This is a genomic window from Bartonella sp. AU55XJBT, from assembly GCF_028618525.1.
Genome location: NZ_JAQITC010000013.1, coordinates 47,151 through 63,700, shown reverse-complemented (window position 1 = coordinate 63,700; position 16,550 = coordinate 47,151). Strand labels below are relative to the sequence as shown.

Annotated in this window: 12 protein-coding genes and 1 pseudogene; 5 read left to right on the top strand and 8 right to left on the bottom strand. The window is 40.3% G+C overall.

Annotated elements, in window-relative coordinates:
* Window positions 1–450 precede the first annotated feature (450 nt).
* The 3 genes from PVV70_RS07660 to PVV70_RS07650 all read left to right on the top strand — a co-directional run bounded on the left by PVV70_RS07660 (window position 451) and on the right by PVV70_RS07650 (window position 3,691).
* On the top strand, window positions 451–843 hold the full coding sequence (locus tag PVV70_RS07660) for a Fur family transcriptional regulator (protein WP_273758676.1): 393 nt from the start codon (window positions 451–453) through the stop codon (window positions 841–843).
* 157 nt (window positions 844–1,000) lie between these two features.
* Window positions 1,001–2,077: an HlyD family secretion protein gene (locus PVV70_RS07655; protein WP_273758675.1), complete on the top strand. Its 1,077-nt coding sequence runs from the start codon at window positions 1,001–1,003 to the stop codon at window positions 2,075–2,077.
* A 42-nt stretch (window positions 2,078–2,119) separates the two neighbouring features.
* Window positions 2,120–3,691 (top strand): DHA2 family efflux MFS transporter permease subunit, encoded by a 1,572-nt coding sequence (locus PVV70_RS07650; RefSeq protein WP_273758674.1) that lies wholly within the window; start codon window positions 2,120–2,122, stop codon window positions 3,689–3,691.
* A 227-nt stretch (window positions 3,692–3,918) separates the two neighbouring features.
* Here PVV70_RS07650 and PVV70_RS07645 read toward each other — a convergent pair whose 3' ends face one another.
* The 3 genes from PVV70_RS07645 to PVV70_RS07635 all read right to left on the bottom strand — a co-directional run bounded on the left by PVV70_RS07645 (window position 3,919) and on the right by PVV70_RS07635 (window position 7,670).
* Window positions 3,919–4,503: a GNAT family N-acetyltransferase gene (locus PVV70_RS07645; RefSeq protein ID WP_273758673.1), complete on the bottom strand. Its 585-nt coding sequence runs from the start codon at window positions 4,501–4,503 to the stop codon at window positions 3,919–3,921.
* A 75-nt stretch (window positions 4,504–4,578) separates the two neighbouring features.
* Window positions 4,579–5,712, bottom strand: coding sequence for a type III PLP-dependent enzyme (locus PVV70_RS07640; RefSeq protein WP_273758672.1), 1,134 nt, complete (start codon window positions 5,710–5,712; stop codon window positions 4,579–4,581).
* A gap of 1,040 nt (window positions 5,713–6,752) precedes the next feature.
* Window positions 6,753–7,670 carry a rhodanese-related sulfurtransferase gene (locus PVV70_RS07635; protein ID WP_273758678.1) on the bottom strand — a complete coding sequence of 306 codons (918 nt, stop codon included), beginning with the start codon at window positions 7,668–7,670 and terminating at the stop codon, window positions 6,753–6,755.
* A gap of 112 nt (window positions 7,671–7,782) precedes the next feature.
* On the opposite strand from PVV70_RS07635, the gene eda reads away from it, so the two are divergent.
* Entirely contained in the window at window positions 7,783–8,448 is a 666-nt protein-coding gene (eda, locus tag PVV70_RS07630) for a bifunctional 4-hydroxy-2-oxoglutarate aldolase/2-dehydro-3-deoxy-phosphogluconate aldolase (RefSeq protein WP_273758671.1), read from the top strand.
* On the opposite strand, the pseudogene PVV70_RS07625 reads toward eda, so the two are convergent.
* Window positions 8,418–8,814, bottom strand: a pseudogene (locus PVV70_RS07625) (ferredoxin--NADP reductase); the annotation flags it as partial. The gene eda and the pseudogene PVV70_RS07625 overlap by 31 nt on opposite strands.
* A 5-nt stretch (window positions 8,815–8,819) precedes the next feature.
* A complete protein-coding gene (locus tag PVV70_RS07620; protein WP_273758670.1) occupies window positions 8,820–9,650 on the bottom strand; it encodes a ferredoxin--NADP reductase in 831 nt (276 codons plus the stop codon).
* A gap of 620 nt (window positions 9,651–10,270) precedes the next feature.
* Between PVV70_RS07620 and alr the strand changes: the two genes are divergently transcribed.
* Window positions 10,271–11,386, top strand: a complete 1,116-nt coding sequence (gene alr, locus PVV70_RS07615; protein WP_273758669.1) for an alanine racemase — start codon at window positions 10,271–10,273, stop codon at window positions 11,384–11,386.
* A gap of 781 nt (window positions 11,387–12,167) precedes the next feature.
* Here the strand turns inward: alr and gcvP are convergent.
* The 3 genes from gcvP to gcvT are packed head-to-tail and all read right to left on the bottom strand — an operon-like array spanning window position 12,168 to window position 16,456.
* Entirely contained in the window at window positions 12,168–14,963 is a 2,796-nt protein-coding gene (gene gcvP / locus PVV70_RS07610) for an aminomethyl-transferring glycine dehydrogenase (protein ID WP_273758677.1), read from the bottom strand.
* Between the two features lie 5 nt (window positions 14,964–14,968).
* On the bottom strand, window positions 14,969–15,337 hold the full coding sequence (gene gcvH, locus PVV70_RS07605) for a glycine cleavage system protein GcvH (RefSeq protein WP_273758668.1): 369 nt from the start codon (window positions 15,335–15,337) through the stop codon (window positions 14,969–14,971).
* 6 nt (window positions 15,338–15,343) lie between these two features.
* Complete coding sequence (gene gcvT, locus PVV70_RS07600; RefSeq protein ID WP_273758667.1) at window positions 15,344–16,456, bottom strand: glycine cleavage system aminomethyltransferase GcvT; 1,113 nt, start codon at window positions 16,454–16,456, stop codon at window positions 15,344–15,346.
* Window positions 16,457–16,550 lie beyond the last annotated feature (94 nt).

Sequence of the window (16,550 nt, the reverse complement as noted above, 5' to 3'; positions counted from 1 at the left end):
GTCAATAAAACAAGAGCAAAACCAACCATCGCAAGCAGAAACCGCTCTCGTTACTCAGCGTATATAGTACTCTTTCAAACAAAGAGTCAATATCATTTTTAATTTTTTTTTCTAAAATAAAATATGAATACAAAAACTAATATTTCAAGCCATATCATGAAAAAACTAAAAAATATAAAACCTAAAAACAGAAAAGCTTAAGAGCTTCTAAAAAAACATAAACAACCAAGACCGATCAATCATAAAGACGAATTGCATGAAAGTTTCTTGCGGGATAACGGCGGCTCTTAAATCATAAGATCCCCTCCTCTCACAATGGTTATAAATTTCCTTAAACGGCGCGCATCATGCAAAAGACTCAAAGACCGGTTACATTTTCTATAATCACCATTGCATAAACACCTTACACGCTTTATGATTTTCCATGAAAGCAAAAGGAAGAAGATGTCAATGTCCTCTAAACTGACGCGTAACCAAACATTGGTTTTGAATACTTTAAAGAATGCAAAAGGGCCTTTGAGTGCTTATGCGATTCTTGACCAATTACGCGAAGAAGGTTTTCGCGCTCCTCTCCAAGTTTATCGTGCGTTAGAAAAACTCGTACAATTAAAATGTATTCATCGGCTTGAAAGTGTAAATGCTTTTATGGTCTGCTTACATCCCGAAAAATGTCAACACGAACTTACAACTTTCATCATTTGCGAAAACTGTGGCACAGTTACTGAAATACAAAATCAAACGATTGTATCAAGTTTAAAACAAATGGTTCAAGCTGTTAACTTCCAAGCCCACAAAAGCACTCTAGAAGTACGAGGTCTTTGTAAAAAGTGCGTAACAAAATAAGCCCTTGAACTTGTAAGCTCATATATTTATCATTATGTTTCAAACATTACCTTATTGTTTGGAAAGCTCTTACTTGTCCTTGTATGTACAGCAGCCCTCACCTATAGTGATGGGCTTATTATACTCATTGGGATATAAATATTGAAAGTATAAAATCATGTCTATAGCTGAGACAATTTTTTCAACCAAAAACTTTGATAAAACAAAACAAAAGAAGGTAATTAAGGCTTTTCTTATCGTCTTTGCACTTTTTGCGCTTTGGTTTGGCTATAAGTGGATAACACATTGGCGTTATATGCTCTCCACTGAAGATGCCTATGTGCAAGGAGATATCACAGCTATTGCGCCTAAATTAAATGGATATATTGAAAAAATTGCGATTAAAGCCAACCAAGTTGTAAAAAAGGATGATATTTTATTTTACTTAGACAATGGTGATTATCAAATAGCCTTGGATCAAACAAAAGCGCATCTTAACACACAGAAAAAAACTCTTCTACGCATTGATGCACAAATCACAGCCGCTCACAGTGCTTTAGATGATGCAAAAGCGCAAAAAGCAGCCGCTTCTGCCATAGCAACCAATGCACAACTCACCTTAAAACGCATTACAGAGCTGAAAGCCAATCGTTATGCCCCTCAATCAAATGTTGATGATGCCAAATCAGCCTATGAACAAGCCATTGCCAATGTTAATCGTGCGGATGCACAAATCGCTGCTGCACGTGCCAATATCCAAGTACTAGAAGCACAACGACGTGAAACAGAAAGTCAAACAAAGAGCTTAGAACTTTCACATGAAAAAGCACAACGTGATCTTGCTTCAACCATTATACGCGCGCCATTTGATGGAATTATAGGAAATTTAACAGCAAAAACGGGAGATTTTGTCGTAAATGGCCAACGTCTTGCAGCATTAGTCCCTATCCATGCGCTCTATATTGAAGCAAACTATAAAGAAACACAGTTGCAAAATATTCATGCGGGACAAAAGGCTTATATTGCTGTTGATGCCTTCAAAAAGGAGGTCTTTACAGGAACAGTGCTTTCTATTTCTCCCGCAACAGGTGCTGTTTTTTCTCTTCTTCCTCCACAAAATGCCACTGGTAATTTCACCAAAATCGTTCAACGTATTCCCGTACGGATCTCTATTCCAGAAGAAGTCTTAAAGACCGGTCATATCCGAGCAGGAATGAGTGTTTCAGTAGAAGTTGATACACGCACACAACCATAAGACAAAAATCTCTTATAACAACAAAAAAATGACCTTATTATTATGACATCTTCCATACCAAAGCCCATACAGTCTCAAGAGCGCATAGAAATCCGTAACATTGTGATTTTCATCGTTATGGCCTTTGGCATGTTCATGGCTATTTTGGATATCCAAATCGTTGCCTCTTCTTTAGCTGAAGTTCAGGCGGGCCTTGCTGCAAGCTCTGAAGAAATTTCATGGGTTCAAACCTCCTATCTCATCGCTGAAGTCATCATGTTACCCCTTTCTGGCTTCTTAGGAAGATTGCTTTCAACACGCGTTTTTTTTACGATCTCGGCAGTTGGATTTACGATTACCTCTATTCTTTGTGCAACAGCAGCATCCATTGGAGAGATGATTATCTACCGCGCACTCCAAGGTTTTATTGGTGGAGGAATTATCCCAAGCGTTTTTGTCGCCTCTTATGTTCTTTTTCCTCCTTCCAAACGCCCAATTGTTACCCCTATTGTTGGACTCGTCGCAACACTCGCCCCCACGATTGGCCCAACGGTCGGAGGTTATCTCTGTCATCTCTTATCATGGCACTGGCTTTTTCTCATCAATGTGCCTTTTGGGATTATTATTTCAATTCTTGCTTGGAAATTGATTAATTTTGATAAAGCAAACCCATCTCTCATAGCTAAATTTGACTGGTTGGGACTCATTTCTATGGCTGTTTTTCTAGGAACTTTAGAATATGTATTAGAAGAAGGGGCACGCCATGATTGGTTAAATGATAGGCTGATTCGGGACTTATTCATAATCATGATATTGTCTGCTACCCTCTTCTTCTGGCGCGCTTTCACGGCAAAAGAACCTATTGTGGATCTCTCTACTTTTTCTAATTTTAATTTTTCAGCTGCATCTATTTTTTCCTTTTCTTTGGGAATCGGTCTTTATGGACTCACATATCTTTATCCTGTCTATTTGAGCCAAATCCGCCATTATGACGCCCTCATGATTGGAGAAACATTGTTTCTTTCAGGATTTGTCATGTTATTAACCGCCCCCCTTGCTGGATATCTTTCCGCACGAATGGATGCACGTTTAATGATGGCAATAGGACTTTTGGGGTTTGCAATAGGAACTTGGATGGCGAGTTCTATCACAGACAACTGGGATTTTTGGCAACTCTTTTGGCCACAAGTTTTCCGTGGTGCTTCTGTAATGTTATGTATGGTTCCTGTTAATAATATTGCTTTGGGAACACTCCCGCCAGAACGCATGCAAAATGCTTCTGGACTTTTTAATCTCACACGGAATCTGGGTGGAGCTGTAGGACTTGCCATTATCAGCACGCTCATGACGAAACGCACAGACTTCCATTACGAACGAATAGCCGAAACGCTCAATCACACAAATAGACAAGCAACTGAAATGCTTTCAAAGCTTACTTTATTCTTTAAAACAGAAACCTTTGATTCGTATACGCTTGCTCTATCTCAACTATTTGGTATAGCGCGCATCCAAGCAATGATCATGGCTTTGAGTGATATTTTCTTTATTATCACCATCATCTTTGGTCTTTTGACATTTATGACCATTTTTCTCAAAAAAATACCGCCCCTCACGGATTCTCCACCAAGCCACTAAGTTTAATTTCATAAGTTTAATTTCAATTGAGAAATATTTTATTGCGGCTCTCTATTCTGATTTATTTTATCGTCTCTTAAGAGATAAGATAAATCAGAATATGTTTTTTAGAAATTTTCAAACATGTGATTTTATTTTTTTATGCTCTGTACAAACTCTTTGTTGCCCGCCAATAGGTTCTCCTCTCTCAATACTCGCAGTATTGAAAAACGAAATAAATACACTCTTCAAGCCACTTTATGATGCTGAAAACGCCTAGAAATAGCTCGTTCTCCACTCGCAACCAAAGTGCCATAACAACCAGAAAGATAGTGCGGTATCAGTTCCAAGCCTTGAAAACGATGCTTTTCGTAAGGGCCAGGCATTGCCAAATTTTCTGTTAAGCGATTTGAGAACCCAAAACGTTGATAAAATTCACAATCTCCTACCAATAAAATAGCGCCATATCCTAATTTTTTGGCTGTTTCAATTGCATGGCGGACTAAAATTGATCCTATTCCCATACCAGCACATTCAGCTGCAACAGCCAAAGGTCCCAAAAGTAAAGCATGTTGTGTTTCATTTTTTTCTTTTAAAAAAGACACATGCCAAAGACGCACACTCCCCACAAGCTCACCAAGCACATTTTTAACCACAAAAGAAAGCCCCTGAGCCGCTAATCGACCACGACGTAAAGCCTCTGATGACTTACGTTTACGTCCACGCCCCATCGTTGCATCAAGCAAAATTTCTCGATAAGGCTTGTCTGCTTCTTGCTCTAATAAAAGTGTAAAACATGCCCCATTTTTTGTTTGAAAATTAATTGTGTTCATCTCGATGACCCACCCTCTTATAGCGCAATGACGAGCATAGAAAAAATCTAAAAAACCTATCGTTAAAAGGAAATTTCAGATCACATACGATCGCAAAGGCTCAAAACCATTAAAGGCAACAGATGCGTAAGTCGTTGTGTAAGCACCTGTTCCATGGATTAAGATCTTATCTCCAATCGTTAGAGATAAAGGAAGCGGATAAGGTGTTTTTTCATAGAGAACATCTGCTGAATCGCATGTTGGTCCAGCTAAAATACAAGGCTCCATAACCTTATCATCATGAGGGGTCTCAATAGGATAACGAATGGCTTCATCCATCGTTTCAGCAAGACCATTAAATTTCCCAATATCAAGATAAACCCATCGGACATTATCATTGTCCGCTTTTTTAGAGATCAGAACAACTTCTGTGCGAATAACACCAGCATTACCAACCATCGCACGCCCTGGCTCAATAATCGTCTCAGGGATACGATTACCAAAATGCTTTTTTAACGAATCAAAAACTGCTGTACCATAAGCTTGTTCTGTAGGAACATCTTTCAAATAACGCGTTGGAAAACCACCACCCATATTCACCAACTTCAATGAAATACCTTCTTGTTCCAAATTTTTAAAAACGATAGCAGCATCCGATAAAGCACGATCCCACGCACTCAGATCAACCTGCTGAGATCCTACATGAAAAGAAACACCATAGGCCTGCAAACCTAATTGGTGTGCCCGTCTTAGCACATCAACCGCCATAGAAGGGACACAACCAAACTTGCGTGACAATGGCCACTCTGCACCTTTGCCATCGGTAAGAACTCGACAAAAAACACGCGCTCCAGGGGCAGCACGCGCAATTTTTTCCACTTCTTCAACACAATCAACGGCATAAAGTGAAACGCCTAATGCATAGGCTTGTGCGATATCACGCTCTTTTTTAATTGTATTCCCAAAAGAAATACGCTCTGGCGTTGCCTCTGCTTTTAAAGCCATTTCAATTTCTGCAACAGAAGCCGCATCAAAAGAAGATCCTAAAGAACTTAGCAAACGCAAAATTTCAGGAGCAGGATTTGCCTTTATTGCGTAAAAAATACGAGACTGCGGAAGCGCTTTTTCAAAATTTAAATAATTTTCACGGACAACATCAAGGTCAACGATTAAGCATGGACCCTCAGAACGATGTGTTGCAAGAAAATCGCGAATACGTTGCGTTGCCATCTGCAATTCTCCTTGAGGGGAAGCTCCCCCACTCTATGCTTGGACAGCCAAAACTGCCAAAAGCCAAAGGACAAAACAACACACAAAAACCACCCCTATTCTGATCATAAAAAAACCAGAATTAGCTTTGTATGCAGCGAAAGAACAGCGCGAAAACGCGTTATTCTATTTGATCTGCCTTTTTGATTGGAGTTGAGAAAACCACTTCCGCACTGAAGGCAATGAGGTGTGCCTCTATAGTAATCCCAGCATTTAAAAGCTGGAAGACACCAGAAAGGCCCGCACCGTCGTTGCTTCAAGATGTCCTCATTCTTGCAATTGGCTGTAAGAATGACTGGAGCGGTTAGTTCCAGGTACCGTACCGGTTGACCTCACCATTTGAGAACCAGCGGACACCCACAGGCACGTGCGACTTTGGGCAAGGAGTTCTATAAAACGAATCCTTTCGTATTTCAATCATTTTTTTAATTTTAAACATTTTTTAATTCTTAAAAAGAACATGATGCTAAAAAGCAACACTCTCCACCACCAGACAAAGCCATCCCCCCACTTTCATAGGATTATTCCCCTACACCATCCGTGTAACAGAAATTACAATCTTGCTTTAAAAGCGCCTCTTGTTTCGCTTCCCCATTCCACTTTTCCTACATCCTCTATGGAAAACAACGCAACATATCATACTCAACACATTCATTTATAATTGATACTTTGTTATTCTGACCTTAGATCAAGAATCTGATCGTAAAATGCTCTCATTTCCCCCCTCTCTTACAATGCATCAATCAAAATCATGTCTCTTGCACGTTACAAACGAGGAAAGTTCTGTAGAGTAAAATGATAAAGTATTTGAATACTCAATCCTATAAAATCTGGGGAAACAAACAATCTATAATGATTATTTATCAATTAATAAATTAATGTAAAGAAAAAGACCGAAAAACATCCGGTCTTATGAAATATTTTTCTACCAAGATAAAGGCGGTTCTCTCTTGAATTTAAAAGAAAAATGCTAAAACTTAAATCCCTACACAACGATATCCTTATGTCCCTTGATGCGCATCAATTGCACGCGATTTCAACAATTGGAATTGCCTATGGCGCTCGCGAAAACGCTCTCTATCGGCTTCACTGCGCGTGTTATAACAAGCATCACAAGAAACACCTTCCTCATAGTGAGGCGATAATTTGCTTTCAGCATTCAAAGGAGAACGACACGCACGACAGAGTTCGCGTCCACATTCTTCAAGACCATGTTGAACGGAAACACGCTCATCAAAAACAAAGCACTCCCCCCACCATAAACTTTTCTCTTTTGGGACGGTTTCTAAATATTTCAGAATTCCTCCTTTTAAATGGTACACTTGGTCATAACCAAGTTCACGAACATACGCTGTTGATTTTTCACACCGAATACCGCCTGTACAAAACATAGCAATTTTCTTTTTCTTCTTTAAATCAGCCTCATGTTGACGGACCCATTCAGGAAATTCACGAAATGTTTTAATCTTCGGATCAATCGCTCCTTTAAAACTCCCAATTGCATATTCATAATCATTACGCGTATCGATTAAAATTGTTTCTTCATCTTGAATAAGAGCATTCCAATCTTCAGGCTCCACATAAGTCCCAACAACTTTTAGCGGATCAACGCCTTCGACGCCCATTGTCACAATTTCCTTTTTCAACCGCACTTTCATGCGATGAAAAGGCATTTTTGATGCCCATGAATATTTAATCTCTGGCGTTTGAAATGCTGGCTCAGCCGTAATAAAATCGACCAATGCCTCAATCGCTTCACAAGAACCAGCAACAGTTCCATTAATTCCCTCTTGTGCTAAAAGGAGGGTCCCTTTGATATCCTTTGCTTGACATAAATCCTGCAAAGGCTTTTGTAATTGACGATAATGTTTCAAATCTGCGAAGCAATAAAGTGCAGCAACTTTAAAATTCTTTTCCATGTGTTTTGCCATAACGCGCGTTTCATCCAATTTCAAGATCTATTCATTTACTCTTTAACATATTGTGCTTAATCAAACGATATAAATAATATCCTCTCGAAGAAAGAACATCATGTGCCAAAAAAGAGAAACCCTTTTATCATATCTCCAAGGACAAACTGTTATACCTGTTTTGACCATCGACAATTTACAAAATGCTGTACCTTTAGCACGGGCTCTTGTCAAAGGCGGATTAAAAACAATTGAGATCACCTTGCGAACACCACATGCCCTCAAAGCAATTCAGATAATGACACAAGAAGTCCCTGAAGCTATTGTTGGGGCCGGAACAGTTCTCAACACAACACACTACGAACAAGCCGAACAAGCTGGAGCAAAATTTATCGTAAGCCCTGGATTAACAAATGAATTAATCAATTGTGCAAAAAATAGTGAAATTCCGCTTCTTCCTGGTGCAATAACCCCAAGTGAACTCATGCAAGCTTTAGACAAAGGTTATTCATATCTTAAATTTTTCCCTGCCAAAGCCGCAGGAGGTCTTGCCTTCCTCCAAGCATTAGCCTCTCCTTTCTCTGAAATTTTCTTTTGCCCAACAGGGGGTATAACACAAAAAAGTGCAACACAATGGCTCCAACTTCCTAACGTCTTCTGCGTTGGCGGTTCTTGGATAACGCCCCAACAACTCATTGCCATAAAGGATTGGGATTCGATGAGTGCCTTAGCACACTCTGCATCACAACTCTCCTCTCACTTTACAAAAACGCGCTCTACAACATGACGATACGGACGCATTATTGGCCCCTTCAACAAGACCAAACCCTTCACACATCCTTGCACAATCTTTTAGCATTGCCATGGACCACAAATCATCACCCGATCTTCATCAGGAGAAATTTTTGGCAAGCCGATTGTTTCAAAAAAGCACCGCTCTCCATAACGACCGTAATACGCCCCATATGCTCTGAAGGCTTACGGCGTGGTCATAGGAAAAATTTCAACTGTTGTGCATACGCCCCAATCAGTGGATCTTGTTGCAAAGAGCAAACAAATTCTTTTCACGCGTTGTTTGAAAAAGAACAACTTCTGAAAATTTTTTACAACGTTCAGGATCACGAATAAGGCTTACAAAAGGAGCACCAGCGCCCACCATCACTCTACAAAAGCGCGCTCTACAACATAAGTCGCGGGAGCATTATTGGCCCCTTCAACAAGACCAAACCCTTCGCACATCCTTGCGCAATCTTTTAACATTGCCATGGAACCACAAATCATCACCCGATCTTCATCAGGAGAAATTTTTGGCAAACCAGTTGTTTCAAAAAAGCACCCATTCTCCATAACAGTCGTAATACGCCCCATATGCTCAGAAGGCTCACGCGTAGTCATAGGATAAAATTTCAACTGTTGTGCATATGCCCCAATGAGTGGATCTTGTTGCAAAGAACAAACAAGGTCTTTTGCATAAGTCAACTCATTCTTTTCACGCGTTGTTTGAATAAGAATAACTTCTGAAAATTTTTCATAAGTATCCGGATCACGAATAAGGCTTGCAAAAGGAGCAATCCCCGTACCAGTTGAAAGAAGATAAAGGCGTTTTCCAGGGATAAGAGCATCCAGAACCAGCGTTCCTGTAGATTTTTTACGCATAAGAACTGTATCACCAATTTTAATTTTTTGCAGATGCTCGGTTAAAGGTCCCCCTGGAACTTTTATCGAAAAAAACTCAAGCTGTTCATCCCAAAAAGGACTTGCAATCGAATAAGCGCGATAAATCGGCTTTTCTGCATTTGGCAAACCGATCATAACAAATTCACCTGAACGAAAACGAAAACTTTCCGGACGATTCAAGCGAAATTTAAACAAACGATCTGTATAATGATAAACTTCTTGAACAGTAAGAGCATATACATTCTCAGGAATCGGAAAATTTGAAGCAACGCTGCTGCTGTTTGACGGAACATTGGTAGCAGACGTATTCATACTCTTCCCCATATCCTTATTGAACGTTAAATTTCGAATCCCTGACGTGATATAGTACGTGCATCACCATCTGCCAACAATTTTCTTAAAACAAAAGCCTTAAGATTAACACTTTTATGTCCAAATTAATCGAATAAAGAAAATGCCAATACAAATCATATTCAAAGGAAAATAAATTTTTTGAGTCTTAAACAATCACTACACTCTCTTCGCCTTTAACACACAACGCATATTTTCCATTGTTAAGAAAGTCATGCATGTTAAAACAACTCCACCCACAACCAACAGCATAACATTGCACTCTTCAAAATGATACAATACAATAGGTTATGCTTTATTTTTTTAATATGCCTCAACAAGAGAAAATAAGTAAAAAACAAAAATCTATGTTTTTCAAATTATCAAAAGACGCCGTGTGGCTAACAACACAAATAAAACTAAATATCTCTTATATCCAGAGTACTATTTTACATAAAAAAAACGATTTCATGATACACAATTCGGTATGGGAGACTGATGATTTTGATCGTCGCAAACAGTATCTTTTCCTCTATCATAAGGAATTTCTGTGAAATAACCAAAAAAATTCCGTATTTCAAGAACACAGATAAGATTTAAAAATGAATAAATCCGCTAATGATAAAATAAACACACACCTTTATGCAGCTGTCGCAACCATTGATATTAGTGCTATTGTGGCCAATTATATCACTTTAGCCAAACGTGTAGCGCCAACACAATGTTCAGCAGTCGTCAAAGCAAATGCCTATGGGCTAGGCGCTCACAAAATTGCTCCTGCCCTTTATCAAGCGAGTTGTCGTACTTTTTTTGTTGCTCAAATCAGAGAAGCAGTGCACTTAAAAAACATCTTACCATCAGATGTCACGATTGCTCTTCTGAATGGACTTCCACACTTAGCAGAAGAGTTTGTCGCACAGTCTGGTATTGTTCCTGTCCTAAACTCTTGGCATGCCATTGAAATTTGGCAAAAGATTTGTCAAAAAAAGGATAAAAAATTTCCAGCAATTGTTCAAATCGATACCCATATGAACCGATTAGGACTTGATCAAAAAGAATTACAAAAACTTATCAAACGCCCTACAATTTTTGAAACCGCAGACATAAAATATATTCTCAGTCACCTTTCTAACGGAGAAGATGATACTCACCCATCAAATTATACCCAATTAACTTCTTTCAAAACAGCCCTTGCACAACTACCCCCTTGTAAAGTTTCCTTTGCAAATTCTGGAGGTATTTTTTTAGGCTCAGATTTTTATTTTGACCTCGTTCGCCCCGGTATTGCACTTTATGGAATCGCCCCTTCAGGAAAACACCCATCCCTTTTAAAACCTGTTTTAAAACTTGAAGCCCAAGTCATTCAAAACCGTGTTGTTGGTGTAGGCACACCTGTTGGTTATGGAGAAAGCTTTATAACCAACAGACCAAGCACTCTTGCAACCATTTCTATTGGCTATGCAGATGGTTGGCTTCGTGCTCTTTCAAATAAAGGAGCTGTTTATTTCAATGGGCACAAACTTCCCATGGTTGGGCGCGTTTCTATGGATTCCATTATTGTAGATACAACCGATCTTGATCAAAAACCTCAAACAGGTGACTGGGTAGAACTCATTGGCCCCCATCAAACACTTGAAAAAGTATCTTTAGATGCCGATACCCTTCCCAATGAAATTCTAACATCTCTTGGGTCACGCTATAAATACATTTACACTTAAAGGCTCTTTTAAATAAATAAACCGATACAAATCATCATCTTAGAAAATCAGAGAGCTTTTACGAAAGATTTTACAACAATCAATCGCATAGCATGGTCATGAGACACCGCCCATTCAAAAAAGTCTCACAATAGACAAATTGATGGGCTGTTTTATAAAAGTAAACGTCACCCAAAACACAAAAATTGAACTTTTTTCTCACATAAATGAACGAAGATGATAAACTGAGGATTGATTTTCAATTTTAAAGATTATCCCACCACAGATACGCAATCCCCTCGCCCTCATATGACATACAGGCATGAAAAAGCTGGAACTGTTCATAAAGCCTTTTTTTGCCTCACTCTCTGGCGCAAATATGCTGCTGTGTTAGGTTTGGATATTGATTGATAAACAACAGCTAAAGCACACGCACTCTTAAAAAAATAATGCCATAAAGTCAAAAACTGACCTGCAATAAACTGGAAAAATGTACCGGCTTTTTATTAAAAAGCTCTGTAACAAGCAACCATAACACCATTTGGCTTTGCGTTTACGCACTCTGACAGGTGTTCATCCATATTTTTGCATCATCTTCATAAAGAGCCGATAGAAGAAAAATATTTAGACAATTCTTAGCTCGAAAATCTGAAAGGTTGACGAGATACGACAACAAAATTTCGCATGCCTTTATCATCAGAAGCATTAAAAGTGTATTTATTCCTTATAAGCACAAAGCCCACACAAAATGTGTGGGCTTTTTTCTTTATACAAATAAATAAATTAAATACATATTTTTTATTTAATAAGTATTTCCCAAGGGTGGACACGAACAAATAAGCATTCTATCTCCCGCAACATTATCAATCCGCGATACTGGAGGCCAATATTTGTTGGCTGGATCAACAGAGCTATTGGGAAAAGCAGCTTCTTTTCGCGAATAGGGGCGTGCCCAAGCATCATCTAAAGTATCTGCTACTGTATGAGGGGCATTCACTAATGGATTATTGTCTTTTGGCCAAACCCCGTTCCCAACTTTCTTTGCTTCTTCAGCAATCGAGAGTAATGCATCACAAAAACGATCAATCTCTGCTTTTGGTTCTGATTCCGTTGGCTCAATCATCAGAGTTCCCGGAACAGGAAACGACATTGTGGGCGCATGGAATCCATAATCAATGAGACGTTTTGCAATATCATCAACACTCACCCCATACTGATCTTTCAACAGGCGTGTATCCACAATACATTCATGAGCAACACGTCCATGTTTGCCCCGATAAAGAATGGAATAAACCGGTGAAAGACGTGCAGCAATATAATTAGCATTTAAAATGGCTATTTGTGTTGCATATTTTAAGCCATCAGCCCCCATCATTCGAATATACATCCACGTAATGGCAAGAATAGACGCACTTCCATAAGGCGCTGCTGAAACCGCATGGGTTGTTCCATCCTGTTCATGCCCTGGTAAAAATGGTTTGAGATGCGCTGCGACCCCAATTGGTCCCATACCAGGACCGCCCCCTCCATGGGGAATAGCAAATGTTTTATGAAGATTCATATGACAAACATCAGCGCCAATATCAGCAGGGCGAGCAAGCCCCACAAGTGCATTGAGATTAGCGCCATCAAAATAAACTTGTCCGCCATTTTGATGAATAATAGAACAAATTTCCTTAATGCTTTCCTCATAAACACCATGGGTTGAAGGATAAGTAATCATGAGAGCAGCCAATTTATCCTTATGCAATTGCGCTTTCATTTTTAGATCATCAACATCAACATCGCCATCGCTTAAACATTTTACCACAACAACTTCCATGCCCGCCATATGCGCCGAAGCTGGATTGGTCCCGTGTGCAGAAGCAGGAATAAGACAAACTGTCCGTTGATGTTCTCCCCGTGATTGATAATAGCGTCGAATGGCCAAAAGCCCCGCATATTCACCTTGAGCACCAGAATTTGGCTGAAAAGATACTTGCGCAAATCCTGTAATTTCACACAACCATGCATTTAACTGATTGACCATCTCCACATAACCCGCCGCATCCTCTTGTGGAACAAAGGGGTGTATATTGGCCATACTCGCCCAACTTACAGGCATCAATTCAGCCGCCGCATTAAGCTTCATTGTACAAGAACCAAGAGGGATCATCGCCCGATCCAACGCCAAATCCTTATCCGCTAAACGACGCAAAAAGCGCATCATATCTGTCTCTGAATGAACCGCATGAAAAAAGGGTTGAGAAAGAAAAGCAGTATCCCGCCTTTGACCAAAGAGTCTTGGAGAAACTTGATCAACGAGTTGCGCACCCCAAAGCTGTGCTAGAGCAACAGCATCTTCTTCTGTCGACAATTCATCAAAATTAATTGCAATGGTATCATCATCGAGAACACGAACAAGGCGTCCACTCATCTTGGCTTGATGCGCAATTTCTCGGGTTTTTCCTTTCACAACAATGCTAACGCAATCAAAAAAGGACTCACCTTCACAAGAAACACCAGCAGCCTCTAAACCAGCAACAAAACGACATGTTAAATGATGAATTCGCTGCGCAATTTCTTGTAAACCTTTTGGCCCATGCCAAACAGCATAAGCCGTTGCCATATTAGCCAACAAAGCCTGAGCTGTACAAATATTTGACGTCGCTTTATCACGCCGAATATGTTGTTCACGTGTTTGCAAAGCTAAACGAAAACCAACACGCCCTTCTGTATCCACGGATTGCCCCACTATACGGCCTGGAATAAGACGTGTGAGCGCATCACTCACCGCAAGGTAGCCAGCATGAGGACCACCAAACCCCATCGGAACGCCATAACGCTGCATCGAACCGACAACAATATCAGCGCCCCATTTTGCCGGTGCTTCCATAAGCGTAAGCGCTAAAGGATCAGCCACAACAATAACCAACGCCCCTTTTTCCTTTGCCTCTTTTATGACCTCACTGTAATCTTCAAAAGAACCTTTTGTATCGGGCCAAGAGAGAACAATTGCCGCTGTATCAGAACAAATTTCTTTCTCAAAGCTGATCCGAATGCCTTGTGTTTCAGCACGCGTCTGCACAACACTCAAAGTCTGAGGATGTAAAAGACTCTGAAGAGAAATTTTTGTTTTTTTCTCCCGCGCAAAACGAAAAGCAAGGGCATTGGCTTCCGCTAAAGCGGTTGCTTCATCAAGAAGAGAAGCAGCAGCAACCGGTAAACCTGTCAGTTCACTGATCAATGTCTGAAAATAAAACAGAAGCTCTAAACGACCTTGGCTAATTTCTGCTTGATATGGCGTATAAGCGGTATACCAAGCTGGATTTTCAAACAAATTTCGTAAAATAACCGGAGGCACAAATGTTCCATGATACCCTTGCCCAATAAAACTTTTATGCACACAATTACGCGCCATCATATTGGAGAGTTCTTCCAAGGCTTGCCCTTCACTCGCAGCTTTGGGAAGGTTGAGTGAACGCCCCAAATGGATAGAATTGGGAACCGCTTGAGAAATGAGTGTATCAACACTATCGAGCTCTAAAACATCAAGCATTTTTTGTGTTTCATCAGAACGCAGCCCAATATGTCGAGAAGAAAAAGAACGCTCGATCATAGCACTCATCCAATCAAAGCTTTATAAGCATCTTCATCCAACAACTCTTTCAGTTGTGTTTCATCCTGCACTGTCATTTTCCATAACCAGCCTTCTGTTTCGGCTTTCTGGTTTACCAGTTCAGGATTATCAGCCAGTGCTTCATTGATTTCGACCACTTCACCATCAAGAGGAGAATAAACATCTGAAGCTGCTTTAACGGATTCCACAACAGCCGCCGCCTCACCTTTGGAAAGTTTTGTCCCACTTTGGGGTAAATCAACAAAAACTAAATCGCCTAATTGCTCTTGCGCATAATGTGTAACCCCAACAGTCACCATTTGTCCTTCAACGCTAAGCCATTCGTGGTCTTGTGTAAAATAAGTTTTAGACATAAAAAATCATCCTTTAAAATAACGTTGTTCAACAAAGGGAAGAGAATGCACCAAGAGCGCAATCTTTTTGCCTCGCAATTCTGTAAAGACTTCTGTTCCTTCAACTTTACACGCAACAGGAACATACCCCATCGCGACAGGACCATCAAAAGAAGGACCAAAACCACCGGATGTTACCACGCCAATCTCATTGCCCTGTTCATCGAGAAGCACCGCACCGGCACGAATAGGCTGGCGCGTTTGCGGTTTTAATCCAACACGACAACGATCAGGTCCTTTTTGCAGCGCTTCAAGAAAAGCCTTTGCACCGTAAAATTGTGCTTTTTCTCGGACACTTTTAGGAACAGCCCATGTTAGGGCTGCATCAATAGGCGTCGTCTCAGGGGTAATATCATTTCCATGCAAACACAACCCCGCTTCCAACCGCAAGCTATCGCGTGCGGCAAGTCCAATCCACTCAACACGCGAATCACTCAGCAATTTTTCAGCCAACATATGCGCATGCCCTACGGGCAAAGCAATTTCAAAACCATCCTCCCCCGTATAGCCAGAACGCGTTATAAACCAATCTTGTTGAGGTTCGAATCCCTGCATAAAGAACAATTGATTCCCTGGTAAATCCGCATCAGAAAGAACCGCTGCCGCTTCAGGACCTTGAAGAGCAAGCAATACCCTTTCAAGGGCAATCACTTGACATTCAAAATCAACAGCACGCTTTTCCAATTCTACAAAATCAGCCTGTGCATTTCCCGCATTGGCAACCAACATAAAACGGCTCTCTTCCAAACGGGTAATGATCAGATCATCGAGAATACCAGCCTGCTCATTAAGCAAATAATTATACCGTGATTGTCCAATTTTTAAAGCTGCTGCATCAATGGGAAAAGCATAGGATAAAAACTCTACGGCTTGTGCACCTTCAACGGCAATCAATTTCATATGAGAAATATCAAAAAGTCCTGCATGTGCTCGCGTATGAAGATGCTCTTTCAAAACGCCAAGAGGATAAGTTAAAGGCATGTTCCACCCCGCAAAAGCGCCAAATTTTGCCCCTGCTTTTTCATGCAAATCATATAAAGGAAGTGTTTTTAAAAAAGATGTTTCTTGTGCTGTGCCCATAATAACTCCAAAGCTGCGCTAACGGCCACACAATATGGTCGTCTCTGCACCCCTCTGTCATCAACCTGAGAGACTCGCGAAAAGATCTTTCGCT